A 25880-nucleotide genomic window follows, 5' to 3' on the forward strand; every position below is an offset into this window, starting at 1 on the left:
GACATAAAAAATACGGCACCGCTGTGGTGCCGCATTTTTTATGTCGTTGTTGTTATTGTTTGCTTGCTACAAAATCTGAGGCCAGCGGCAGCTTAAACCAGAAGGTTGAGCCCTTCCCCACCTCGCTATCCACACCCACCTCACCGCCATGGCGTGCAATGATTGTCTGGCAGATATGCAGGCCCAATCCCAGCCCAACGCCCGAGCCACTCTGAACTACAATCCCCGGCACGCGATAGAAGCGTTCCCACAGCATCTTCTGCTCTTCGGGTGGCAAGCCAGGCCCCTCGTCCCGAATCGACACTTTCACAGATGAAGAGATGACCTCGATGCTTGCCTCGACCACGCGATCGGAAGCCGAATATTTCAGAGCATTGGTCAAAAAGTTGGTGATCACCTGGCCGATGCGATCGGCATCCGCATGCACAGGTAAAGAGCGCGCATCTCCAACGTTGTCGTGTAGCAGGATGACGCGTCCCGGAGATGCAGAACGCTGATCTTCCACAGCATTATGGACAATCTCTACCAGGTTCGTATCATCCATATCAAGCTGCAAACGATTGCCCTGGATACGTGACACATCCAACAGATCCCCCACCAGCCGATTCTGGATGTGTACCTGCCGCTCTGCCCTGCTGAGCAGCTCATGTATGAGCTTCAACTTTTCGTGATACCCGGCCGGCGCCCCATCGGGCACGGGTAGCGTATCAACGCGACGTTTTGCCAGCTGAATATTGCCATTGATGGTGGTTAATGGGGTCCGTAACTCATGGCTGACGATGCTCAAAAACTCATCCATACGGCGATTCGCCTCCAGCAGGGCCAGTTCGTTAGCCTGAGATGCAGCCCGCTCCTCCAGCAACTGCTCGCGCTCTAATACCAGCGCCACCAATCTGGAAACCGCCAGAATCAGCACCAGTTCATCCGCCGACAGATCTTGTCCATATTGTCCACCATCCAGCGCCATGATCCCGATAATCTGATCATGCATAATAATGGGTATCAGTTGATAAAAATGCTGGCGACCAGAGGGAGACAGCTGCGCAATATTTACTTTAATCGGTAGGCCAGAACTCAGCATGGCCTCAATCTGTTCGGCGCTCAAATGCTCATCCAGGCGCGTGCCCGCAAAGGTCGCCAGCCATTGCTCCATCTCTTCAGGGGACGTTCCCACTACCGCCACTGGTTGCAACGACTCCAGATCTTGATTAAGCAGCATCACTCCCATGCGTGTGCAGCGCAGGACCCGCTGCCCCAATTTCATCAAGCGCTGTAGCACACTATGCAGAGAGGATGGCAACTGCAGCTCATCAGTCGCTGTGCGATCCGTGCCCTGAACCAGCACCTGCGCCATCTCCAGCAGAGTCTGCAGGACATCGTTGGTACGCTTCTCCAATCGCTTACGCGCGGTAATATCATGAAAGACAATCACCTCACCGACAATCTCGCCAGCCCCATCCAGTATCGGAGCACCACTGACATCGGTCTGGATCTCACGACCATCCAGGGTCACAAAGGTCAGATCAACCGGCTCTCCGCTGGCAATCACCTCACCGCGCGCTAGCCGGGTCAGCGGCCACGCTTCCTCAGGCAGCAATTCCCCCTGCCCATCCCGCAACTGAATACGTGCGCAGCGCTCATGCATAGATAGTTGCAAGTAGTTGGCGGGCGAAGTGATTCCCATCATCTGATGAAAAGCCTGATTAGCACAAATAATCTTGCCAGCACGATCATACATCACCACCCCATCGGCAATTGTTCCAAAAACGGCATTCAGCGCCACTATCTGCTCATCGGTCGAAAACGTCCGGCCGAGAGCCGTGGCTTGCCGTAAACTCTCTAATTCGCCTTCGAGCTGTATGCGTTGCTTCTGCCCGTACTCCAGAGCCTCATCGCGCTCGCGCTCTAACTCAGCTACGCGCGCGCGCAACATATATAGCTCATCTAGAAATTTTTGTTCCGTACGCACTGTAACCTTTCAATTCTATTTCTGCAAGATGAGTTAAACCTGATGTGTCACCGCTATCCCACAGCTTAGCAAACGCAAAGGCGAGCCGGTCTCTGCGCCGTCTTGAGGATGCTTTATCGCTAACTGGATCAGCACAGCAGGTGCAATGATCTGAACCAGAAGTTACACACAGCACAAATACCACTACACATCAATGAAATATCCATTCTTAATGATTTGGCTCGCCATCAAATAACCATCAAATAACATATATGCATATAACGCCATAGATATTATGTATTTTGATATTACTATTATACACTAGCTCTAGTGTGCTTTGCACAGATAGCTATACAAATGATCATGATGATACATGCTAAAACGCTCTGTGGGGCAAACGACAGGTAACAAATACCTCCTGTTTCGTGCTACCATGTGGAGATGAAGGCTGGCGAACACCTGACCAGCATCAGCTTAATACATTTAGAACATAGATACAACCATCAGTACTGAAGGAGAACTTTATGGCATTCCAGGAATCCCTTGGCACGTCTCCCGTACGGGTCGCGATCATCGGCTACGGACTGGCCGGCTCCGTTTTTCATGCGCCCCTGGTCGACGCAACACCAGATATGAAGGTGGCCGCGATCGTGACCGGCAATAAAGAGCGCCAGCAGAGCGCCCGTAAACGTTATCCCAATGCAAAAATACTGAGCCAGGTAGCGGACCTGTGGCAGAACGCCAGCAACTATGATCTGGCGGTGGTGGCCACCTCGAATAATATGCATGTGCCGCTCGGGATCGCCGCGCTGCGCGCCGGGCTACCGGTAGTGATCGATAAGCCGATGGCTGCGACGGTCAATGATGCCCAGCAATTGCTGACGGTCAGCCACGAAACGGGCCAGCTTCTGACCGTTTTCCAGAATCGGCGCTGGGATAATGACTTCTTGACCGTGCGGAAGATACTGGACGCCAACCTGCTCGGACCTATCATCCGCTTTGAGTCCCGCTTCGAGCGTTACCGTCCCACGCCCCGGCAGGGAGTCTGGCGCGAGTCCGCCGATCCTCAGGCGGCTGGAGGGCAGCTCTATGATCTGGGCAGCCACCTGATTGATCAGGCACTCTACCTCTTTGGCAAACCCAAGCGCGTCTACGCTGAAATGTTCCAGCGCCGCCCGGGGGCTCAGGTCGACGATGATAGCTTTGTCGCCCTACAATTTGCCAGTGGCATCACTGCCCACCTCTGGATGAGCCAGGTCGCCCGCATCGCCGGACAGCGCATGCGCGTCAGCGGCCTCAACGGCACCTACGAAAAATGGGGACTCGATCCGCAGGAGGATGCACTGCGGACCGGCAAACAGCCCGGAGATCCAGATTGGGGTCGTGAACCACGCGAGCGCTGGGGCCATCTCTCAACCAACCTGAGCGAGGACGGCGTCCATTTCGACGGCCCGATTGAAACCGTCCCCGGCGCCTACGAACGCTACTATGCCGGGGTCCGCGACGCCCTCACCAAAGGCACGCCCCTACCTGTCGATCCTAACTCCGTGCTCGAAGTCATCCGCGTCATAGAAGCTGCCCAGACCAGCGCCCGCGAGCAACGCACCGTCACCATCTCATGAGGACGCGAAAACATCATGCACATCCGCACCGTCCTGGGGCTGGTAGCCCAGCACGGCGCGTGCATGATCGAGATCGTAATAATGCGGCGTGTTGTTCGAAACACCATAGAAAATGTCAAAGGTGATCTGCTCAGCCTCCAGACTCTTTTCTACGAGTTGAGCCAGATCGCGCTGACTGATCCAGAGCGCCGCCAGGCGTTCTGGAGATTCAGGATAGTGGTGAGGAATCGGAACCTGACGGGGCGGCATATCCTGGCGCGTCACGCTGCCAATGCGCAAACAAATCACGCGCAGGTTCTTGCATTCCGCGTAGTAGCGGCCCAGCGACTCGCCAAAACTCTTACTCACACCATAATAGCTATCGGGACGCACCGGAATCAGATGATCAATCACGGGCTGGCCGCTACGATAAATATCCGGCGCATGCTCCAGATCATAGTTGCCAACGGCATGGTTTGAGCTGGCAAAAATGACCTGCTTTACACCCGCCCTGGTCGCGGCCTCATACACGGTATAGGTACCTGAGATATTGTTATGTAATACGCTCTCCCAACTGGCCCGAGGCGAGCCATTGGCAGCCAGATGAATAATGCTATCCACGCCCTCACAGGCCGCCACCAGCGCCTCCATATCATTGATATCCGCCACCACCGTATCCACATCTGGAATCTCATGTTTAGAGAAACAACGAATCGCATACCCTGGCTCCAGCGCCTGGCGCAGCGCAGTCCCAATCAACCCTCCGGCACCCGTAATTAAAACAGTCTTCGTCATCTCGTATTCTCCATAATTATTTATACATAGGTTCGGGCCTTGCGCCCGATTTTCCCTCCACGCACGAAAACGTCCCTTCGTACGTTCCGGCCTCGCGCCCGATTTTCCCTTCCACGCACGAAAACGTCCCTTCGTACGTTCCGGCCTCGCGCCCGATTTCTTACCGAGCCGCTTGATACCCCTCATACCACTGTTCAACCGCCTGCAGGAAGGCTACGCCGGTTTCGAGTACGGCCAGCGCCTCCTCCAGTACATGTTCATGGCTGTAATAGAGCGTCACACATTGATGGAAACGCCGGATGCCACGGCCCATCGGGGTATGGGCCGGCAGCAGATGCAGGGCCGAATCCTTGGACAGACGCCAGATGGCCAGCGGCTGCTGTGACTGCAGCGTCAGGACGCTATAGAGGGTCGGCCAGACATCGGTACACATAAAGCGTACCTTTCTTTCCAGGCGTCCGCCGCCAGCGCTGAGCAAATCTTCTGAGGTATCCGCAATCACGGCCGGGACCCGCTCAACGCTGCGCCTGGAACCCTGCACAATCTGCTCAACAGTCGCCTCGGGCACAGGCAAATGGCCATAGAGCATATGATAGGTGTCCGCGATTGGCCCGACCAGCTGCGCCGCCCGCGCTGTTTTGACATGGGGAGACTTCACATACGCCTGGATATATTGAAATGGTGCTGGATCAAGCGTGGCCAGATCGCGCTGAATAGCCATGCTCAGAGACAGCGGTAGTTGCCCACTCGCCTCCAGAATCGAGCCATCCAGGTACAACTGAAAATCAATATCACTACAGCCAGGGATAAAGCCTCCCTTCAAGGCCGAACCATGGATCAAAATACCAATGCATGCCGCTTCCAGGTGCTTCAAGTATATCTGTGCCGCCGCGCTAGCAATTGGGCGCGCCTCTGGAACCAGGGGAGATACATCCAACACGTGCCTACCTACACCTTTCTTCGAAAAACCATAGGTTCGGGCCTTGCGCCCGATTTCCCGCTTAACACACGAGGAAGATCGCACCTACAGTCGATCAAGCAATATCGATCCAATAGCGGAGCTTCTTCACCGTAGAGCCTTCAATATACACAGCATTTTCAAACTGCCCACCATTATATTCAATCACTTTTTTGGACCCGATGTTCGTCTCATCGCAAGTAACCAGAGCCCTGGTAATTCCCAGGTCTAGCGCCTTCTGCAGGCCCAGACGCAGGATCTGCCTTCCGTAACCCCGACGCCGCCAGGAGGGGCGGATCTGATACCCAATATGTCCACCAACCTTCAATAACAGCTCGTTCAGCTCATGGCGCACAGTCAGATTGCCCACATACACCCCATTATCGCCATCCCCCTCGATAAGCCAATAGCGCGTATCCGGCACAACATACGGAGGCAACGATGCCCGATTATAGACCCTGTTCACATGCCGCAAATAATCATCAAAATCAGCCGTCAGGCGTGGAAGATTATATTGCAGCAGTGTTCCTTCCTCCTGAAATTCTCGCAGCCCCTCAAGGAAGCTCTCCTTATATTTTGCGCTCGGCTCAGTCAGAAACAGCATCGCCAATCCTCTCGATAACATGCCAATCAACATATGCGCCAACCCGTAGGTTCGGCCCTTGCGGCCGATTTCCCCCTCACACGAGACCTTTCCTTTCCAGGCACGCCCCGTAGGTTCGGCTCTTGCGGCCAATTTTCCCTCTCCCGCACGAGAATCTTACTCGTTTATAGTATAGATGCTCAGAGGTCCCTTGTATAGTAAAATGGTGGTCAACGCTTCTGTATTGATGATAAAAAAGGAGATATTAACTTATGAGTAGTATGACATTATTGGGTACGGGTACCTGTCAGATCGAATACGAGCGCCGGGCCTCCAGTGTGCTGCTAGAGCTGGACCAGACCCCTATTCTCTTCGATTGTGGACATGGTATCGCGCAACGTCTGCTAGAGGTTGGCGTTCGCCACCACCAGCTTTCCCATATCATCCTGTCGCATTTTCATCCCGATCATGTGTCGGACCTCATCCCTATACTCCAGGCCGGCGCGTGGTCGCAGCGCGATCCACGCGGCAGCGACCTGCATATCTACGGTCCGGCGGGCGTCCAGCGGTTAATAGACGGTTTGATGCAGCTCTTCGGGCCACGTAGCTTCCAGCAGCCCGGCTACCAGGTACTGGTCCATGAGATCACCACTGAGCGCTTCTCAATTGGCAATTATCACTTTGAGTTCCTTAGTCTGCCGCCAGCTGGCAATCATGGGCTGCGCTTCCAGTGGGGGAATAAGACATACGCTATCACCGGGGACTCACACTTCCACGCACAGGAGATTGATCTGCTCAAAAATAGTGATCTGGCCATTATCGATGCCGGACATATCAGTGACGCTGAGATTGTTGAACTGGCGGTCGCCACGCAGGCCCGACACATCATCTGTTCACATCTCTATCGCACTCTGGATGGTCCTCAGCTTCAACACGAGGCCCGCCAGCGCGGCTACAACGGCACACTCCAGGTTGGCTACGATCTGCTCTCTTTCACGCTCTAAAATATGAAAGGACACGACGCTGTGCCCCTGCAGTTCTTGTGTCGGTTGATCGCTGCTAGCTATGTTCTTCCAGCGACCCCTCAGACAACTGTCCATCCTGGATGCGTACCAGGCGATCAGCAGTATTGAAGACCACGGGATCGTGAGTAGCGATCAGGAGTCCGATATTACCTTGATGCGAAATATCGCGCAGCAGGAAGGTAATGTCGCGACCGGTCAGCGAATCCAGGTTGCCAGTTGGCTCGTCAGCGATGATGAAGCGGGGCTTATGCACCAGGGCGCGCGCCAGGGCCACACGCTGCTGTTCGCCACCCGAGAGCTCCATACCACGGTGCCTGGCGCGCTTCCCCAGACCCACCTGCTCCAGGGCTTCGATAGCTTGCTTATTGCGCTGAGCTGACGGCAAGCGCGATAGGCGTAGCGGAATCTCCACGTTCTCCAGAGCCGTCAAAGAAGGGAACAGGTGTGCATTCTGGAACATCATCCCGATGCTCTCTCGGCGCAGGCGGGCGCGTTCTGTCTCGCCCATTTTCAACAGATCTTTGCCCAGAATAAAGACGCTACCGCTGGTGGGACTATCCAGGCCGATCAATATATTGAGCAGGGTCGTTTTACCAGAGCCGGAACGACCACGCAAAGCCACAAACTCGCCTGCCTTGATCTCCAAATCAATGCCGCGCAAAGCATGTACCACCCCTTCGCCCGAAGGATAGTTGCGCGTAATGCCATGTGCCTCAACGATAGTCTCCGTTGCAACTGCTGAATCCATGTTACCGCTCCTTCTTGCCACTCTGAACATTTAGTGGAACCTCTTTATAACTGGCGCCATTACCATTACCGTTGCCATTCACATGATCCAGAATCGGCCAGAGCTCGACATGGTCGCCGATGATCCTTACTTCGGCGCGACCATTAAAGGGTAACGTCTCAATGGCTTCTTTTGGCAGCTGCAGACGACCAGCACGGTCGATCAGAATTGACTCCCGATGCGTCTTACTGGAAAGACCAATCACCGCACTGGCCGCCGGCATGTGGGATTCTATCGTCTCCAGCATGGTTTCACGGCGTATCGTCTCAGTACTGGTGCGACCATCACGAATGGCGATCGTGCGATCAACCGCAGCCGCAATCGTGGCATCGTGGGTGACCGTGATAATCGTCAAGCCCAGTTCATTATTGAGGCGGCGGAAGAGCTCAAAAATCTCGCTCGCAGTTACCGAATCCAGTTCTCCAGTCGGCTCGTCCGCCAGCAACACTTTAGGATTATTGGATAAGGCTACCGCGATCGCTGTACGCTGCTGCTCACCACCGGAGAGCTGCGTTGGCTTCTTCTGCTCTTTTCCGGCCAGGCCAACCAGTTCTAGCAACTCCCTGGCCCGCTTGACACGTTGTGAAGAGCTCACACCACTCAACATCTGCGGCAATTCAACATTCGCCTGCGCGCTCAATTCCGGCAGCAGATTGCGTCCGCTCTGCTGCCAGATCTGTCCCACAATGCGGCGTCGATAATTGATGCGCTGGCCTTGAGATAGACGGGTCAGATCATTGCCATCCACAATACAACTACCGGCGCTGGGCACATCCAGGCCACTCAAAATATTCAGAAGCGTACTTTTTCCTGAACCAGAAGCGCCCACAATGGCCATCACCTCTCCGGGCGTCACCTCTAAATCAAGACCCTGTAACGCGACCACCTCCAGATCCGCGACCTTATATATTTTTACAAGGTTATCGCAAAGAACAATAGGGTCCGGCATACTAACTCCTTTTTTCGCTGTGAAATCGGGCTAATTTTCTACAATCGATCAAAAAATAGTATTCGCATAACATAATGCATAGAAATACAACAATGTTTTTTTCCAGCGAATATTTCTCTTATTTTACTCGCCACTGTCTATACATACGCATAACATCCACCGGCATATCACAATATAACGCAACAAGAAAAGCGGAAACCTCATAGGTTCGGAGCTTGCCTCCGATTTGTCGCTCTCCTCAGAGCGGCGACAAATCGAGGACAAGCCCCGAATCTATAATCATGCTCCCGGCATACTCGCCTTTAATAGAGCATTGTCGTGCAGCGAGCGGAAAATCGGAGGCAAGCTCCGAACCTATGGAATTTTACCGTCTATTTCAATTTGTCTTCTATTTCGATTTGTCTAATGAATGGTCGATCGTAGTATGTCCATTTTCACTGCCCTTCAAGATGACAATATCTTTCGCAATCGGGTTGCCGTTGCGGTCAAAATGAATCTCACCGCTGACGCCATTGACGGTGATCGTCTGCAGGACCTGCTGGATCTGCGCCCCCGTTATATGCGACTGGCCCCGGGCCTGCAATTGTCCGTAAGCTTTGAGCAAGACCAGCGTTGCATCATAACCGAGAATCACGTCCGCATCGGTCGCGTTATAGCCGTATGTGCCTGGTCGATATTGGCCCGCTGGATCAAAATCTTTGGCATAATCGGCAAAGAATTGAGGATGCTGCGGCTGTGAGCGCTCCTGGGCAGCAAAGGAGGTAAAGCTTAACCGCCCATAGTTCTTAAAGGCATCCAGCGAGTAGTCGCCTTCCACATAGAGGGCGTCGCCACCCAATACTGATAGACAGGGTTGACCGGCCTGACAGGACGGGAGCCGCTTGAGCATCACGCTGGCTTCGTTGACATAGCCGGCAAAATAGATCAGGTCAGGCTTTTGCTGCAGTATATCATCCATCTGCCGATCAACGGTACTGAGATCGCCTTTGGTGTAGTCATACGGCGCGTGTATAAGCTTATGGGTGCTATCCTCATAGTGCTGTCTGAATGCCTGTGCCAGACTCTCGCTATATGTGTCGTCGGGATCGCTCAGGAGCACAACCCGGCGTGCATGCAGTACCTGTTTGGCATAGGTGGCGGCCAGGGCCGCCTGTTGCGTATCGGGTGGCACGACACGGAAAAAGTAGGGCGAACGGCCAGAGAGCACATCACTGGTGGCAGTCGGCGACACCATGGGCAGGTGGGCGGCCGCCAGTTCCTGCAGAGAAGAAACAACGCTCCGGCTGGTGGACCATCCTATGACGCCAACGATGGAATGATCTTTCTGGGCGGCCTGCACCACTTCCTCGGCCGTAGTGGTAGGACTCGCAGCATCCACATCCGCAGAAGCAACCATCAGCCGCAACAGCGGACGGTGGCTCTTCGCAGCCTGGGTATTATATTCTTTCTGTGCCACGTAGGCCCCTTGTAAAATATCGCGCGCACCACCGATATGTTGTTGCGAAAATACGGTCCCCACCACCAGCGTAAAGTAAGGCTGTAAGGATTCCTTGACGCTCTGATTTTCTTGATAGATCAGCAACTCTGCATCATTGCTATCCAGAGCCAGAGCCTGCTTCCACAGCTCTTTCGCGCCATCAACATCCCCCTCCAATAATTTGCTGGCCGCCTGCCGCTTCAGGTCCCCATCCTCCCGATTGGTATCAAATACCCTGCTCCCATCCACGCTAATCCCCACCGGGGCACCGCTGGCGACCGCACCACCACTATCATTGGGGCGTGATAGCGGCGAGAGCCATCCCAGCGAGGCCACACTGATGGCCAGCAGCAAACAAACCGTCACACCCCAGATCCACTTGTCGCGCAGCAGTCGATCGCGCCAGCGCTGCTGTGCGCGATAACGATGGCTCATATGCACCGGCCCATCTTTATCCATTGCTGGCATCGGCAAGGAGAATTCTCGCCACGCCAATGTATTATTGGGCTGCTGATCCGAGCGCCGCCAGTGCTGCTGGCCAGCATCCTTGAATTGCTGCTGATTGTTGAGAAAACCCAGCATGATCAGGGCAAAGGCCAGCGTCAGCAGGGCCAGCGGCACCATCAGGTTGCCCCCAAGCTGAACCTGAAAAAAAATCGTACCCAGAATCAACAGCAGCAAGAGTAAGCCTGAACCCTGTAGGAGGAGTGAAAAAGTTTGTTGAAACGCAGACATGCGCTGGCCAAACACGTCCCGCAATGTATCGAGGATATGCGTGGTCCGCTGTTTGCGACTCACAGGTGTCGGGAGCGGCGGTGCCTTCGCAGCTACCGACATTTGTTCTGATAATATGAGACGATAAAAATAGTCGTCAACTACCCGATACTGCGCAACCAGTTCCTGACAACGAGAACACGATTGTAAGTGGAGATCAAAAGCGTGGCGATCTTCCTCAGAGAGGTGCTCTACACGTGTTACCTCAAGCTTCTCAGCCCAGCGATCACACATGACGTGCATGAACACATCCTCCATCGGATCATGCCCTGCATCGTTTTGCCTTGACATTGACTTGCTCCTCCTCTGAAGAATAAAGCCCTTCGCGTAGTTTTACCCGAGCTTTACTAATATATGCTTTGACAGTATCAGCTCCCAGCTGCAAACGCACCGCAACTTCTTCCATCGTTAAATTCTCCATATAGTACCAGTAGAGGCATTCGCGCTGCTTGGCAGGCATGGCATCCCACATCTCGCGGATATGCATCTCTGCCAGCACCACACTCTCTACCTGTGGCGAACCATCCGCCAGATCAAAGTCTGGATCAATCGGGGTCGGTACCTTACGCCGTTTCAACTTTCGCACATGGTCCAGGGCCACGTTGCGCGCAATTGCATACAGCCACGCTTCAAACCGAATGCACTCATGCAACGTCGGCAATTTACGCCAGGCCTTCTCAAAGGTATCCTGCACCAACTCCTCGGCGGTCTCGATACTCACATGCAGATCCTTTAGAAAAAAGTGGCGTATCCTGCGATAAAAGGTATCAAATAACCGGTCGGCTGCCTGTTGATTGCCCCTGCGCGCCTCGCTGACCAGCCATTCGAGAGAGATATCATCTGGAAGATGCGGATACATAGCCGGACTCCCTTCACTCTAAGTAGAAATAGTGAGATGATCTGCCCATGCTTCCCCTGCCGCCAGACGCAACAGATGAACAGCCAGTCACAGTCCACTTCCCTTCCCTGGCAGTATCATTTAAAAAAGGATACCATCTCTTACGACGCTCTTGCTATCCATTAATCAATACTCTCTGCTATCAATTTCCTGGACTCGCAAAAACTATCCATCGCTGATATGCACGACCCACTTATTTTTCCCTCTTACAAAAAAGTGCAGCCAAAAAGGTAATTTTATGCAACCAATTATTAATATTCCCCACAAAACTATTGATTTTTATCAAATCACATGGTATCATTCCTCATATCAATAAAAAACCACCAAATTGAAGGCAAATTTTACCAAACTGAACAGTATGTGGGGCGGCGGTAGTGAGCCACGCAAGACGGATGAATGAGAAGGGCTGGCTGACCTGCCGGACAGCTATTACCGAAAAGGAGAAAACGATATGTATACCGAATTACAACTGCTCAACGCAACAACTGCTCACCGGGATAGAGAGATCCGTCAGGACATTGAACGTAATCAGTTGGTCAGCAATCTTTCACAGCCTACCCTGGGTGCCAGGATGATTAGCAAGGTTGGTCACTCTCTGGTCAATCTGGGCCAACAACTGGAACAGGTTGCCCAACCTAAAAAACCAGCTTTCCATGGCCCAAAAACCGGGCAGTTACATGCCTGAGCGTCTGGCGACAGCCCTGCTGTTGCGCTTGTAACCTTTGTCTTTCTAAACACACAACGATGAGGAGAAACAGCGGTATGTATCCATTGATTACTAGAGATCCAGTGAGTGGCGAGGAATTGATTGTCACCCGCCTGGAGTGCCCGGCCAGCGGCGTCACCCTTGAAGGACGCTTTAGCCTGGGCTGGATCGGTCGGCTCACCCGTGAGCAACTGGATTTCGTCGAGCTACTTGTAAAATATCGTGGCAATATCCAGAAGCTGGCCGCTGAAATGAACATTGCTTACAATACGGCTCGCAGTCGCCTGGACGATATCGTGACCGCCCTGGGAGGCACCCCCGAATTTGATGGGCGCGTCGATCGGCGGGCCGTGCTGGATAAGCTGGCCGCCAAAGAGATCAGCGTCGAAGAGGCCATGAAGCTGTTGAAAGGCTAAGACTATGGCGCTATCCAAAGAGGAACGCAATCGCATCCTGGCGCTGGTGGAATCCGGCCGGATCAGTGCGGTCGAGGCGGCCCAACTCTTAGATACACTGGAAACCGAGATCATCCGACCGCCAGAAGTTGTCCGTGAACGCACACTGCGTATTCGCGCCACCAGCCTTAATCAGAATAAACAGCATAAAAATGTTATTGCCAGTATGCCAGTACAATTGCTCAAAACCAGTGTACGTCTGGGAGGCTATCTGCTTCCCCAGCTTGACTCCCGCACCATCACGGATGTCCTGCGCTCCATTGAAGATGGAAGTACTGGCCGTCTGCTCGATATTCAGGACCTGGAACAGGGCGAACGTCTCGAAGTCTTTGTTGAATAAATGATGCTTTCTACTCTCTAACCTAAAAGCGAAGGAGAAATAGCTGTGAAGAAGTCTTTTTCTGCTAACAGCATCGAATATGTCAATTTTTCAAACATCCATGAGTTTCTACATGTGCGTGGCTGGGACCAGTCCTCTATCGAGGTCGAAAGCGACGGCGACTATGCCGTTGACGATCAGTCCGATACCAGTTTCAACCTGTCGGATGCTCAGGAGGGCCTGACGGTGTCGGTACCTTTTGAGAGCATCGTGACTGTAGTAGAAGCTCACGATGGAGTGAATATAGAGCAGGTGCGCCAGGTGATCGCACGCAATATTCACGACGATCTCAGCCTGAAAGAGATTCAGGGCGAGGTTACGCTCACCCATATCGATGGCGATGTCAGCCTGGAAAATATCCGTGGCGCTGTGACACTGGAAACCATCAATGGCGACGTAGCGGCCAAAGATGTGGCGGAGATTCGTTCTGAGGAGCGCTTGCATGGCGATGTCTCCCTGAGCAATATCACTGGCGCGTACTTGCAGGCAATTGGCAACGATCTCTGGCTTCAGGAGGTCGAGGAAGCGACTATTGGTAGCGTCGGCAACGATCTGGGCGGGCAAGACATCAATACTTTGCGCTGCGACAACGTTGGAAATGATGCCCAGATCACGGGCAAGCGAGAGACCACCGTCACGCTGGGCAATGTGGGTAATAGCCTGACCATTCAGGAGGTAGCCGGCCTGACCATCAATAACGTCGGCAACGATTGCCGGATCAGCCAGAGTCCCCAGGCTGACGTTACGCTTGGCCGTATCGGTAGCGATCTCAATATTCAGGACGTCGCCCAGGTGACGCTGGGCAGCGTCGGCAGCGATGCACGCATCAGTAACGTACAGGGTAACGTGACGCTGGGCAATATAGGTAGCGATGTGGCACTCACCAATATTGGTGGTGAAGTTCGTGCCGGATCAGTCGGCTCGGACGCGGTACTCAAAAATGTGCATGGCCCCGTCAACACTGGCAACGTCGGCTCGGACCTGTACCTGCAGACAGATTTTGAGCCGGGCAGCACCTCCTACCTGCGCGTAGGTAGCGACGCCACAGTTGTCTTGCCCGCCGAGCCTAACGTCACCATCCAGGGCACGATTGGTGGAGACATCACCGGTCGCTCCATCGTATCCAACTCTATCGGCAATCGCGCCACACTGGTCTATGGAGATGGAGCCGCGCACCTGGAGCTGATGGTCGGAGGCGACCTGCACCTGCGCGGCGAGAAGGGTCCACGCAGCAGTAGCAGCGAGGGCGGTGCCTGGTGGAACGACTTCAGCCGTAGCATGGCCGATTTCGGCCGTGAGATGGGCAACATTGGTCGCGACTTGGGCGCCGAGATCAGCGCCACCGTCAATAGCGCCACCGCCTCGATCAGCGCGGATATAGTCAACGAGGTCGCCAACCAGGCAGAGCATCAGAAGATCATCTTCAAAGCAGAGAAGCAACGTCAGAAGGCTGAGCGACAGGCTCAGCGCGCTCGTGAACGGGCTTACGAGCGTGCCCAGCGTGATCGCGAGCGAGCCGCCCGCTTCCATTTTCGCATCAACGAGCGCCAATGGAGCATGGACCCCGAGCGCATCAATCGCATTGTCGATCAGGCTCAGCGTGCCGCCTCCGAAGGGGTTCAGGGCGCCCTGGAAGCTGTTGAGCAGGCCCTCAAAAACATGAATGTACCAGCGCGACCGCCGATGCCGCCAACACCGCCGGTTCCACCGGTCCCACCTGTTCAGGGACAGCCATCACGACAGCCCCAGGAGACACCAGCCACCAGTCAGGCTCAAAGCTTTGACGAGCGCGCCCAGCCTGAGGTACCGGTCGCACCCGCCGAAGACCTCCAGCCAGCCTCCAGCGGGACTACGCCTCCGGTCGATATCGAGCAGGAGCGCGAAGCCATCCTGCGCATGATCGCCGAAGGCCGCATCACCCCCGAAGAAGGAGACATGCTCCTGGAAGCCCTCGGCAACTAAACAACCATCTCATTCGATCACGTGAGGGAAGAGGATAGGCTTACTACCAGGCCCATCCTCTTCCCTTTTTCTATACATGATGGGGAGGTCGTTATAGAGTTTTCAAAATAGCGATCAGGCGGTCAATTTCAGCGCGCGTATTGTAATGGACCAGGCCGACGCGCACGATACCTCCCTGCTCATCCAGTCCCAGACGTTCGAGGGCGGCCAGGGCATAGAAATTTCCGCTCCAGACGTAGATCTCTTCGCGGGCCAGGCGTTCCGCCACCGCGCTGGGATCCCAGCCAGGCAAAGTAAAGGAAAAGGTAGGGACGCGAGATGCAATACGCGCGGCATCTGTAATGCCCCATATATGCAATCCTGGTACCGTTTGCAGACCCTCTAGCAGAGCCAGGCTCAATGAGCTCTCATAATTCTCAATCGCCTGCATACCTGCTCTCAGCGCCTGTTCGCGTGTCGATCCTTGCGCACCGTCCTCGGGTCCATAGGTTGTTCCCAGCCAGGCCAGATACTCCAGTGCTCCCAGCACGCCAGCGATCGATTCAAAGCTCTGCGTGCCGGTCTCAAACTTATCCGGTGTATGATTCTCTGCTGGCCGCACTTTATAGGCCGTCAGGCGCTCCAGCAGCTCATATTTGCCATACAGGATACCTGTATGGGGTCCAAAGAACTTATAGGCCGAGCAGGCTAGCAAATCACAATCCAGAGCCTGTACGTCGATACTCTTATGTGGCGCATACTGCACGGCATCCACAAAGCAGAGCGCGCCCGCACTGTGGGCTATTTGGACCACCTTCTGGACATCATTGATCGTGCCCACGGCATTCGATGCATAGCCGACCGCCACCAGCTTCGTGCGCGGCGAGATCGCCTCCTCCAGCACCTGCATGTCCAGCGTGCAATCCTCGGGATGAAAGTCGACCCAGCGCACCTGGCAGCCGCGATCCTCGGCGATTAAGAGCCAGGGCGCGATATTGGCATCGTGATCCAGGCGCGTCACTACCAGTTCATCGCCAGGCTCCAGCAGACGCGCAATGCTGCGACTGATATGGAACGTCAGGCTCGTCATATTCTGACCAAAAATAATCTCTTCTGGACGGGCTGCGTGTAAGAAGGCAGCCACCGCCTCACGCGCCTCCCATACCACGGCATCCGAAGCCTGGCTGGTGCGGAAAGCGCCACCATGATTGGCGTTGGAATGCAAGAAATATCGCTGCATGCGCTCGATCACCTCTTGCGCCACCTGAGTGCCACCGGGATTATCAAAAAAGGTCGCTCCTGAAGCAAGCGCTGGAAAATGCGTACGCACGGCATCAATGTTGAGCATAAAATCCTCCGAGGATATTTGAAATTGAAAAACGGCACAGCTCATTGTATCACGAGAACCTCTGATATATAGCTGCATCAGGCGGGAATATTATACTACAATTGAAGAGTCTTGGTGCGGCAAAACGCCGTTTCAGCTGTCACTTGATAGCAAAGTGCTACGTATAACAATAAACAGACAAATAATTATCATGGATATAGACACGAAAGGATGTAGTATGCATACACGCCAATTCGGCAAAACAGACATGCAAATTACCCCCATCGGCATTGGGGCCTGGGCTATGGGTGGTGGCAACTGGGAATTCGGCTGGGGTAGCCAGGACGACACACAGTCGATCGCCACCATTAAACGTGGCCTGGAACTGGGTATCAACTGGATTGATACTGCAGCCGTATATGGTCTTGGTCACTCGGAAGAAATCGTTGGCAAGGCGATTAAAGGTCGAGAGAAGCCCTATATCTTTACCAAATGCTCGCTAGTCTGGGATGACAGCCGCAGGGTAAGCAATAACCTCGATCCCAATTCGATCCAGCGCGAGTGCGAGGCCAGTTTGAAGCGCCTGGGAATCGATACGATCGACCTCTACCAGATGCACTGGCCCAATCCTGATCCCGATATCGAAGAGGGCTGGAGCGCGATGGCTAAATTGAAAAAAGAGGGCAAGGTACGCCACATTGGTGTCTCAAACTTTAATGTTGAGCAGATGAAGCGTGCCGAAAAGATTGCTCCGGTGGAAACGCTACAGCCACCCTATTCACTGGTCAATCGCGAAGCCGAAAAAGAGATCTTGCCTTACTGTCAGGAATACGATATAGGCGTCATCGTTTACTCGCCAATGGCCTCTGGCTTGCTGAGTGGTCGCATGACCAAAGAGCGCATCGCCAACATGCCTGAGGATGACTGGCGCCAGCGCGATAGTGAATTTCAGGAACCACGCCTCTCGCGTAACCTGGCGCTGGCCAACCTGCTCAATGATATTGCTTTCCCTCACAACGTCCCGGCTGGTGTCGTAGCGGTCGCCTGGACGCTGCATAATCCAACAGTAAGTGGCGCCATCGTCGGTGTGCGCACCGTTGAGCAGATTGAGGAAATGATCATAGCCGCTGAGTTCCGTCTAACCGACGCTGAAATGGAGCAGATCAACAAGTTCTTAGAAGAAAACCCTTAGCTTTTGTTGCTCGTGATTTGTATTACGTTGCTAACCAGAATAGCTGGCCTCTCATATTGGGAGGCCAGCTATTCTGTAATTAGCCAACCAATTGTCAGTTGCTCATAATTGTAGATTCCATTTGAAAAGGAGCACATCAATGCAGATCAGCGCACGCAACCAACTCAAAGGCAAAATCACATCCATCACCCTGGGCAGCGTGATGGCCGAAGTTGTCGTAACGTTGCCGGATGGACAGGAGATCGTTTCGGCTATTACGCGCCACTCGGCCGAATCCCTCAATCTGAAAAACGGCGATGAGGCGGTAGCCATTATCAAGTCAACCGAGGTCATGATTGGCAAAAACCCATAGGTTCGGGCCTTGCGCCCGATTTGTCAAGTCAACCGAGGTCATGATTGGCAAAAACCCATAGGTTCGGGCCTCGCGCCCGATTTGTCAAATCAACCGAAATCATGATCGACAAATCGTAGGTTCGGGCCTCGCGCCCGATTTCCCCTTGCTTCACGAAAACATCCCTCGTGGTCACACACCTCGCCCCACGCAGTGCGGTGCCAAAAGCGGATTTTCCTTTTTTGGGCTGCGTATGCGCGGGGCGAGGCAGGAAGCGTCGTAAAGGCCGTATCTACACGATCGGGACCAGCCAGTGAGCGAACCAGCCACCTACGAGGCGTGCTACCTCATCAAAGCCGTGCTGGTTCTCAAACAGGGCCGCCTCACCAGGAACGATCTCGAGCTTCTTCTCGGACGTCAGGAGGTCCAGCAGCCGCCTGTTATGTTCGACCGCATCTTTATCGCCCTCGGCCGCCAGCAACAGGGTAGGAGCCAGCACGCGTGGTGCATACTCATTACCGAGGTCGCCCGAGTCGCCAACCGCAACCACGGCCGCCGCAATATCGGGACGCGTAGTGGCCGCCGCGATGGCCGCCGCCCCTACCTCATTCATGCCAAAATAACCAATCGACAGATTATCCGTTGATGGATTCTCCAAAAACCATTCGGCCGCCCCGACTATACGCTGCTGCATGATATCAATATTCTGGCGGAAAAAAGCTGTACGCTCATCCAGGGCCAGTTCGTCGCTGGAAAACAGATCTAACTGCAGTGTGGCCAGACCATGTTGCTGGAAGGCTGAAGCCAGAGCAACTACATTCTGATGGGGATTCTTCTGGCTATCCTCAATGCCATGGGCCAGGATAATTAAGCCGCGCGCATCCTGCGGAATATGTAAGATGCCGTTCAAGCCGATGGCTTCCGCCCCGATACGCACAAGCTGTCCCTGTGGATTGGCGATACTACGATAATTCTCATCATTTTGCTCGATCATTGCACAACCTCTTTCCTATGGCGATAATGAAAAAATATCTATGCTCTATTTGTGATACGCTAAGCAGCCACGAAACGAGCCATTCCTGCTGGCAGAAAAAGCGGTTTGGCCGAAAGCGTAACCAGAACCTCGAATAGACGTACATACAGTGAGAGTGGATGTAAATACCATTCTCATACAGCTCTCATTTTTAAGCAGAAGGGGTAGGACAAAAATTTGGCCCGCTGTCTCAATCCACATGTAAAACATGACAATCCCACTGGCACCGTCTGCTGCCAATATTGCGATTTCCTGGTTCAAGGCGCACAGATTGGTATCTACGAAGTAATGGACTTTATTGGTGCAGGCAGCTATGGTTATGTATACAAAGTGCGCGAGCCGAATCCGCTTAGCCGCATTCTGGCTCTCAAGGTGCTACGTATGGATCAGTTTAATGCGAAGGCGCAAGCCAGTTTCTTTCAGGAGGCGCGCCGCATTGCGACCATGCAGCACCCGAATATTTTGCCAATCTATAACTTTGGTCAAATTAGCGGCAGTCAACAACCATATTTTGTGATGGAATACGCGCCCCACATGATTAATGACCTTTTCCGCCGATCCGATGGCAGTCGCCGCCAGACCTTCGCGGAAGAGCTGATCCCCTATATCCAGCAGACCGCCGATGCGCTGCGCTATGTGCATGAGAATGGCCTGGTGCATCAGGATGTGAAGCCGGGAAATCTTTTGATTGGACGCAATGGGCAGATCCTGCTGGCCGACTTTGGTACCGCCTATTATCTGGGTATGCAAACCCACGCTTCGCTGGGTGAGATTACCGGAACCGCTGCTTATATGCCGCCGGAACAGTGGCAGGGCGCACCCAGACGCCACTCCGACCAGTATGCTCTGGCGGTCTGCTGCTATGAATTCTTGAGCGGGCGACCACCGTTTGTCTATCGGCTGTTGGAGGATATCTGGAACGCCCACATGAAAGAGCCGCCACCATCACCTCAGAAATGGAATCCACGCATTCCCGTCGAGGTTTCAGCCGTCCTGCTCCGCGCTCTATCCAAGGATTATCGCCAGCGCTATGCCAGCATTACCGAGTTCGCTGAACACTATACGCAGGCTGTCAACACGGCCAAACAGCGCTACGTGTGCCAGATCTGCGGACAACAGAATCGCACTGGTGCGCGCCGCTGCACTTTCTGTGGTGCGGAATACGACAATCGCTATTGCCAGTACTGCGATGCGCAGGTCCGCTTTGGTCAGCGTTGCTGCTCCAACTGCGGCCGTCTCACCCTGCCGCCCACGAAATTGCAGAGCAGTCCATTGATCGGCATCACCGTACGCCAGGGCCGCTACACCATCAATCGGCTCCTGAAGCAGACCGAGGAGACAGGCATCATGACCGCGGTAGCCATCGATGCCCAGACCAGGCAGCGCGTTGTCCTTAAACGCTGGGAATGCACCGATGAGCCCTTATCACAGCGCGCCAGGGATGTCGCATACTATGATCAGGCTACCAATCCGCTGGCCCGACTCAATCATCCGCTGCTCCCACATATGCTCGATCGCTTTGCCGAGGGAAAACACTACTATGCGGTATTCAACTATATCGATAGCGAGAGCCTGGGCGAACGCCTCGCCAAACTTTTGCATCCTCTGCCAGAGCGCGAGGTTCTGGGCTATATCAATAGCCTGCTCAATATCCTGATGACCCTGGAAAAACAGCGCCCACCGCTGCGCAACTATGATATCTCGCCCGCCACGATCTTGATCGAAGCCCAGCGCGGCCGCGTCTTCTTAACCGGCTTCCAGGTCCCTCCACCTCCACCACCTAAAGAACCGCAGCGCAATGGACGCGGCAGGCGCACCACACGCAAACTGGCCGTTTCACCCTACCTGCCAATCCAGGACAAAATTTATGATCAGCGTACCTGTATCTATGCGCTCGCGGCCAGTATGCATCACGCCCTGACCAATGTGGCCCCACCCCATTATCCAGCTTATCCGCCGGTCCGCTTATTGAATTCCACTATCTCGCCAGCTCTGGAGCGGATCTTGAGCCGGGCATTGAGCGAAGATATAGCGCTACGCTATCAGAGCTATGAGGAACTAAAACAAGAAGTGCAGCGCCTGTTACCATAGACGCTGCACTTCTTGCTTTTTATTGGCAGGATGACTTATTAGCTCCGCTCTTCAAGGGGAATATAGGGTATGAATTTTGGACCATCGTATTCGGCACGCGGACGAATCAAACGGTTGTGGGCATATTGTTCCAGCACATGGGCGGTCCAGCCAGCCACACAGCTGCAGGCAAAAATCGGCGTATCCAGATCGATTGGAATGCCCATGGTGTAGTAAACATGTGTTGTTCATAATTGGTATTCGTTGCTATTATACCGTGCCACACGTAAAGTGTCGCGTCAGCCAGCTAACAATCCAAAATTTCGCCTCCGGCGAGGATATATGTGGCAAATGTCACGCATTGGTGCGGAAACCAATCGACCGTAAAGGTCGAACCTACAGATTTAATGGGTAAAACAATAGCTCTGGCGCGTAAAATATGGTAAACTGACGCAAATAGCAATAAGCGAGGGGCCCCATGGATAAGCTTGCGCGAGACGAAGAGGAGAAACTCATCGCCCGTAGCCAGCAAGGAGACATCAAAGCGTTTAATCAGCTCATTGAACAGTACCAGCACATCATGTACAGTACTGTCTTTCGCATGCTCGGAGATTACGATACGGCGTCGGACGTGACCCAGGACGCGTTTATCTCTGCGTTCAGGGCGATCCGCACCTATCGTGGAGGAGCTTCGTTTCGTGCCTGGCTACTACGCATCGGTTCTAACCTGGCATGCGACCATTGGCGTCGCGTCCAACGTCATCCGACCGCCTCGCTCGAATCACTCACCGATGAAACAGAACCACATGCGTCGGGCTCTCTGGATACACTCTCAGTCAGTGGACCTGAGGACAATCCAGAAGAATATATGTTAACGCAAGAGCTACAGGAGCTTATCCAGCGTGGCCTGGAGGAGCTTCCACTTGAGCAGCGCACTGCTGTCGTCCTGTGCGATATTCAAGGACTCTCTTATGAAGAGATCGCCCAGGCGATACAGGCCAATATGGGTACGGTTCGCTCACGCATCTCTCGCGGTCGCGCCCGTTTGCGCACCTACTTACAACAACATAAGGAACTTTTACCACGTAATTATCGTCTCACCAATAGTAGTAGTGATGGATAATATAACGGAGTATACGCGTGTCTGAACTTGATCGGCATCTGACAACAGAAGAACTCTCTGCATTGCTCGACAACCAGCTCTCCATGGGAGAACCAGAAGAAAACATGTATCATGCGCACCTGCAGTCCTGTGAGCAATGTCAATTGGAGTTTGCCGAGTTGCGACAGACCGTAAAGCTGCTACGCTCGTTACCAGCACCAACGCTGCCGCGCTCGTTCGCCTTGCCCGCCGATATCTCGTGGGAGGTCCCCGAGGTAGATGAGGAGCCCGCTACCCCGCAAGAAGATGCGGTCGCGTCGTCCCCCATTTCGCTGCCCCAGCGGCGGTTGCAACAGGCCAGGCGCACCAGCACCGGTCGCGACTGGCGCCCCACGCTACGCCTGATCAGCAGCCTGGTGGCCGTCGTCGGCATCTGTTTTATGCTATCGACGCTGCAATTGCCTCACTTTGGAGGAAGTGCTACCGGTACCTCATCAAATAGCGCTATGAGCAGACCATCTGCCACTAACCCACCTGGTGGGCATGCTACGTCTTCAACGACAAATACAACACACCCACCAGCAAGCGGTACTGTACCCGGCGCGAAACCGTCCACCGCTCAATCGACGACCGCACAACCAAATACAACGCAGTCTGATCCGCTCCAATTCTTGCACTTCTTCGGCATCGACAATAGCCCGGGTCGCCTGCGTCTGGGCCTCTTACTAGTAATCGTTGGTGCTCTGGGCTTCTATATCTTTAAACAAAAGTACCGGCACCGGTGGAGATAGCAGATAGAGCTGAAATCAGTGGCATCCGCAGTGGGTGCCACTTTTTTGTGACGCTCCATAGACATTTCGGCCATATTTACTACTGTCGAAGAACGCAGTTTATGCTATATTCTGAGTAAAGGAATACGGTAAAGGATGGCAACCAATCAGCAATCATATCCAATGCGCAATGCCATCATTGTCAGAGCTCCACTTTCAGAAAATGAGATAGCTAGTGAACACAATTTTATTGTTAGTGCCGCCTTTAATTAATGTGCTGGTAACTGGAATATTTGCCTTCGTCATCCTACGACAATATATAGGACGCCGCCACAGTTATCAGCTATACTGGTCCATTTCCCTGCTAATGGCCTTTGTGGCAACACTGGCCTACATAGCCATGCTCATCGTGGGACCAACCTCAGAACCCGGCACTTATTTCTTCCGCCTCTATTACGCTCTAGGAGGCGCCATCATGCCTTCCTGGCTGGGGATGGGAAGTATTGCCCTGATCAGTAAACCGCGCGTCTCCCGGGCCTGTGTGGGCTTTCTATTGTTGCTCAGTTTGATAGCCGCAACCTTTGTTCTGGATGCCACCATCGATATGTCCAGACTCAGCCATATTGCGGGCACCCCCGGCACAGGCACGCTACATCCAGGCCCCTGGCTGGTAATGACCATTCTTCTCAATACGCTGGGAGTGGTCGCGGTCGCAGGAGTGGCGTTGCTCTCGGGCTGGAAAATGCTGCGAAAGCAGGCCAGTATGGGCGGCGCAAAGACCAGCAATATTCTCTGGGCCAATATCTTTATTTTTACAGGCGCCATTTTGAATGGCGCCGCGGGCACCCTGGCCCGTTTTCTCGGGCTCGACTCAATCTTCTGGTTGATTATGGCCCTGGGCTGGATCGTGCTCTTCCTGGGCGTCTTGCTGGCCAGCCGGCGCTCACGCCATGTCGTAGGTGCTCCCCTTGCGGGAGCTTCCCCGCTTCACGCTCCAAAACATACCTACAAGAGATGATAAAGAGCAATTTCAACCTGGACACGTCCCTCTCAGTGTCTGAGTCCCGGCATGTTGGAATCAGAGCACCCCTGGGAACGCAGGCGTCCCCAATCTTTTTTATGTCAGGTGCAAAACGTGCGCTTTGCATACGTTTTGCACCTGACATAAAACTTCTTTTGAGCTCCGCAGGAGCGTAGTGTCATAGGTGCTGACGAGCATGCCGGGGGCATGATCTCCTCCTCCTTGCCTCAGCTTGAAGGCGCGTCCCATCTGGCTTTCAGGCACACAAAAAAGAGATGCCCCTTCGTGATAAAGGGGCATCTCTTTTTTGTGAGAAGCTAGCTATCAACTACTAGCCCGCATTTAGCTCACCCAGCGTAACGGTAAAGGTTATTTGCTGTGTACCGCGATAGACTTTGACCGTTGCTTTATCGCCAGGATTCTTGGCAATCAGCGCATCTTCTAGTGAAGGGATAGAATCGATGGCTTTATTGTCGATCTGGACGATAACGTCGCCAGCTTTAATGCCAGCCTTTTCAGCGGCCCCACCCGCTGTCAGCCTGGTTACATAGACACCGTGATCAACGGCCAGGTTATCCTGCATCTGCAGAGTCGGATCAACCTGTGTGGGACTAATGCCGATCGCCGCGCGACCAGTATGCTGCACCCTACCGTTGTTAATCAACTGGGTCGCGATAAACTGAACACGATTGGATGGGATAGCGAAACCAACACCGTTGGCCGGAGAGTTAAATTCCGGGTCAACTGCGGTCAACGTCGGTATACCAATCAGGTTTCCCTGCAAATCGACCAGCGCACCACCACTATTGCCCGGGTTGATCGGCGCATCCGTCTGGATGGCGTTTGGAATGATAGCGCCATTGCCCTCGCTGACATTACGTCCCAGGGCGCTGACAATACCATTGGTAACAGTTTGAGTGTTGCCCAACGGGTTACCAATCGCCAGCACATCCTGTCCTACCCGCAACTGGGAGGAATCACCCAGCGAGATGACGGCCATATTGGTCGGCGGATTAATTTTGATGATCGCCAGATCATCTGCGGGATCAGTACCTACGACCTGGGCATTGCGGATACGGGTACCATCCGATAAGACGACCTCATCAACGGTGGTAACACCATCAACCACGTGATTGTTGGTCACGATATAGCCGCGCTTGTCGATAATGACACCCGAACCCAGTGCCGTACCTTTCTGTGTCTGCACATTAATCTGAACTACGGCCGGTCGCGTCTTGGCCACCACCGCTTCACGAACCGCCTGCATATTATTGTTGGTCAACGCGGGCACGGTCGGCTGCGGCACCGTTCCAGGCTGCAGCGATGAATTATTACTGCTGGGCACAGTCGCCGTAGATGTACTACTGTTGGTGCGTCCAAACTGCCAGCCAGCAAAAAGCCCGACGCCAAAGACCATCGCCAATACCAGCGTCAGAGCCATAATCGCGCCGGTGCGCAAACCATTGCGCTTGCGCTTCGGGCCCGGTTGGCCAGCGCCAGGAGGAGGACCAAACGGCGCCCCACTATTATCACCCGTAATATATCCACCCTGCCGGTAACTATTCTGATAAGTTGGCCGCGCCTGCTCATGCTCAAAGGTGCCTGGCGTGGGGGATAGAGGCGTGTACGGACTTCTTCCCGCAGGCTGAGCTGGATAGGAGGATGACGGCACCGAGCGATAAGCATCATCCTTTGGCTGCCCCAGCGGAGCTGATCGATAGGCGCCCGGCTGCATATATTCCTGGTAACTCTGCTCAC

Annotated in this window: 23 protein-coding genes and 1 pseudogene; 12 read left to right on the top strand and 12 right to left on the bottom strand. The window is 53.9% G+C overall.

Annotated features, from left to right (window positions below):
* Window positions 1–52: 52 nt before the first annotated feature.
* Entirely contained in the window at window positions 53–1933 is a 1881-nt protein-coding gene (locus JMI88_RS07410) for a sensor histidine kinase (protein ID WP_201361152.1), read from the bottom strand.
* A gap of 539 nt (window positions 1934–2472) precedes the next feature.
* Here JMI88_RS07410 and JMI88_RS07415 point away from each other — a divergent pair.
* Window positions 2473–3570 carry a Gfo/Idh/MocA family oxidoreductase gene (locus JMI88_RS07415; RefSeq protein ID WP_201361153.1) on the top strand — a complete coding sequence of 366 codons (1098 nt, stop codon included), beginning with the start codon at window positions 2473–2475 and terminating at the stop codon, window positions 3568–3570.
* Here JMI88_RS07415 and JMI88_RS07420 read toward each other — a convergent pair.
* The 3 genes from JMI88_RS07420 to JMI88_RS07430 all read right to left on the bottom strand — a co-directional run bounded on the left by JMI88_RS07420 (window position 3565) and on the right by JMI88_RS07430 (window position 5906).
* Window positions 3565–4344 (bottom strand): NAD-dependent epimerase/dehydratase family protein, encoded by a 780-nt coding sequence (locus JMI88_RS07420; protein ID WP_201361154.1) that lies wholly within the window; start codon window positions 4342–4344, stop codon window positions 3565–3567. The genes JMI88_RS07415 and JMI88_RS07420 overlap by 6 nt on opposite strands.
* Before the next feature lie 160 nt (window positions 4345–4504).
* The gene (locus JMI88_RS07425; RefSeq protein WP_201361155.1) at window positions 4505–5284 is read right to left on the bottom strand and encodes a hypothetical protein; all 780 of its coding nucleotides are present in this window, start codon (window positions 5282–5284) and stop codon (window positions 4505–4507) included.
* A 94-nt stretch (window positions 5285–5378) separates the two neighbouring features.
* Window positions 5379–5906, bottom strand: coding sequence for a GNAT family N-acetyltransferase (locus JMI88_RS07430; RefSeq protein WP_201361156.1), 528 nt, complete (start codon window positions 5904–5906; stop codon window positions 5379–5381).
* Between the two features lie 251 nt (window positions 5907–6157).
* On the opposite strand from JMI88_RS07430, the gene JMI88_RS07435 reads away from it, so the two are divergent.
* Window positions 6158–6889 (top strand): MBL fold metallo-hydrolase, encoded by a 732-nt coding sequence (locus JMI88_RS07435; RefSeq protein WP_201361157.1) that lies wholly within the window; start codon window positions 6158–6160, stop codon window positions 6887–6889.
* Between the two features lie 55 nt (window positions 6890–6944).
* On the opposite strand, the gene JMI88_RS07440 is transcribed toward JMI88_RS07435, so the two are convergent.
* From JMI88_RS07440 to JMI88_RS07455, 4 genes are all read right to left on the bottom strand, one after another.
* Window positions 6945–7658, bottom strand: a complete 714-nt coding sequence (locus JMI88_RS07440) for an ABC transporter ATP-binding protein (RefSeq protein ID WP_201361158.1) — start codon at window positions 7656–7658, stop codon at window positions 6945–6947.
* 1 nt (window position 7659) lies between these two features.
* Window positions 7660–8646, bottom strand: coding sequence for an ABC transporter ATP-binding protein (locus JMI88_RS07445; protein WP_201361159.1), 987 nt, complete (start codon window positions 8644–8646; stop codon window positions 7660–7662).
* 388 nt (window positions 8647–9034) lie between these two features.
* Window positions 9035–11188 carry a branched-chain amino acid ABC transporter substrate-binding protein gene (locus JMI88_RS07450; protein ID WP_201361160.1) on the bottom strand — a complete coding sequence of 718 codons (2154 nt, stop codon included), beginning with the start codon at window positions 11186–11188 and terminating at the stop codon, window positions 9035–9037.
* Complete coding sequence (locus tag JMI88_RS07455) at window positions 11160–11756, bottom strand: RNA polymerase sigma factor (protein ID WP_201361161.1); 597 nt, start codon at window positions 11754–11756, stop codon at window positions 11160–11162. The genes JMI88_RS07450 and JMI88_RS07455 overlap by 29 nt, the downstream gene beginning before the upstream one ends.
* Window positions 11757–12246: 490 nt before the next feature.
* On the opposite strand from JMI88_RS07455, the gene JMI88_RS07460 reads away from it, so the two are divergent.
* The 4 genes from JMI88_RS07460 (at window position 12247) to JMI88_RS07475 (ending at window position 15297) form a co-directional block, all read left to right on the top strand.
* Window positions 12247–12480 carry a hypothetical protein gene (locus JMI88_RS07460; protein WP_201361162.1) on the top strand — a complete coding sequence of 78 codons (234 nt, stop codon included), beginning with the start codon at window positions 12247–12249 and terminating at the stop codon, window positions 12478–12480.
* Window positions 12481–12557: 77 nt separating this feature from the next.
* Window positions 12558–12917, top strand: a complete 360-nt coding sequence (locus JMI88_RS07465; RefSeq protein ID WP_201361163.1) for a DUF2089 domain-containing protein — start codon at window positions 12558–12560, stop codon at window positions 12915–12917.
* A 4-nt stretch (window positions 12918–12921) separates the two neighbouring features.
* Entirely contained in the window at window positions 12922–13296 is a 375-nt protein-coding gene (locus JMI88_RS07470) for an SHOCT-like domain-containing protein (protein WP_201361164.1), read from the top strand.
* Window positions 13297–13341: 45 nt separating this feature from the next.
* On the top strand, window positions 13342–15297 hold the full coding sequence (locus tag JMI88_RS07475) for an SHOCT-like domain-containing protein (RefSeq protein WP_201361165.1): 1956 nt from the start codon (window positions 13342–13344) through the stop codon (window positions 15295–15297).
* A gap of 91 nt (window positions 15298–15388) precedes the next feature.
* On the opposite strand, the gene JMI88_RS07480 is transcribed toward JMI88_RS07475, so the two are convergent.
* Window positions 15389–16624, bottom strand: coding sequence for a cysteine desulfurase-like protein (locus JMI88_RS07480; protein WP_201361166.1), 1236 nt, complete (start codon window positions 16622–16624; stop codon window positions 15389–15391).
* 217 nt (window positions 16625–16841) lie between these two features.
* On the opposite strand from JMI88_RS07480, the gene JMI88_RS07485 reads away from it, so the two are divergent.
* Both JMI88_RS07485 and JMI88_RS07490 read left to right on the top strand, forming a co-directional pair.
* A complete protein-coding gene (locus JMI88_RS07485; protein WP_201361167.1) occupies window positions 16842–17795 on the top strand; it encodes an aldo/keto reductase in 954 nt (317 codons plus the stop codon).
* Between the two features lie 139 nt (window positions 17796–17934).
* Window positions 17935–18147: a TOBE domain-containing protein gene (locus tag JMI88_RS07490; RefSeq protein ID WP_201361168.1), complete on the top strand. Its 213-nt coding sequence runs from the start codon at window positions 17935–17937 to the stop codon at window positions 18145–18147.
* Window positions 18148–18418: 271 nt separating this feature from the next.
* Here the strand turns inward: JMI88_RS07490 and JMI88_RS07495 are convergent, their stop codons facing one another.
* Entirely contained in the window at window positions 18419–19120 is a 702-nt protein-coding gene (locus tag JMI88_RS07495) for a dienelactone hydrolase family protein (RefSeq protein WP_201361169.1), read from the bottom strand.
* A 216-nt stretch (window positions 19121–19336) separates the two neighbouring features.
* Here JMI88_RS07495 and JMI88_RS07500 point away from each other — a divergent pair, with 216 nt between their 5' ends.
* Window positions 19337–21250: a protein kinase domain-containing protein gene (locus JMI88_RS07500; RefSeq protein ID WP_201361170.1), complete on the top strand. Its 1914-nt coding sequence runs from the start codon at window positions 19337–19339 to the stop codon at window positions 21248–21250.
* A 38-nt stretch (window positions 21251–21288) separates the two neighbouring features.
* On the opposite strand, the pseudogene JMI88_RS07505 reads toward JMI88_RS07500, so the two are convergent.
* Window positions 21289–21468 (bottom strand): annotated as a pseudogene (locus JMI88_RS07505) (citrate/2-methylcitrate synthase); the annotation flags it as partial.
* A gap of 239 nt (window positions 21469–21707) precedes the next feature.
* On the opposite strand from JMI88_RS07505, the gene JMI88_RS07510 reads away from it, so the two are divergent.
* From JMI88_RS07510 to JMI88_RS07520, 3 genes are all read left to right on the top strand, one after another.
* A complete protein-coding gene (locus tag JMI88_RS07510; protein WP_201361172.1) occupies window positions 21708–22352 on the top strand; it encodes a sigma-70 family RNA polymerase sigma factor in 645 nt (214 codons plus the stop codon).
* A gap of 17 nt (window positions 22353–22369) precedes the next feature.
* Window positions 22370–23122, top strand: coding sequence for an anti-sigma factor family protein (locus JMI88_RS07515; RefSeq protein WP_201361173.1), 753 nt, complete (start codon window positions 22370–22372; stop codon window positions 23120–23122).
* Window positions 23123–23336: 214 nt separating this feature from the next.
* Window positions 23337–24119, top strand: a complete 783-nt coding sequence (locus tag JMI88_RS07520) for a hypothetical protein (protein ID WP_201361174.1) — start codon at window positions 23337–23339, stop codon at window positions 24117–24119.
* 334 nt (window positions 24120–24453) lie between these two features.
* Here JMI88_RS07520 and JMI88_RS07525 read toward each other — a convergent pair.
* Window positions 24454–25880: S1C family serine protease (locus JMI88_RS07525; protein ID WP_308438798.1), on the bottom strand; the 1427-nt coding region annotated here is incomplete at its 5' end.

Source organism: Dictyobacter formicarum (assembly GCF_016587435.1).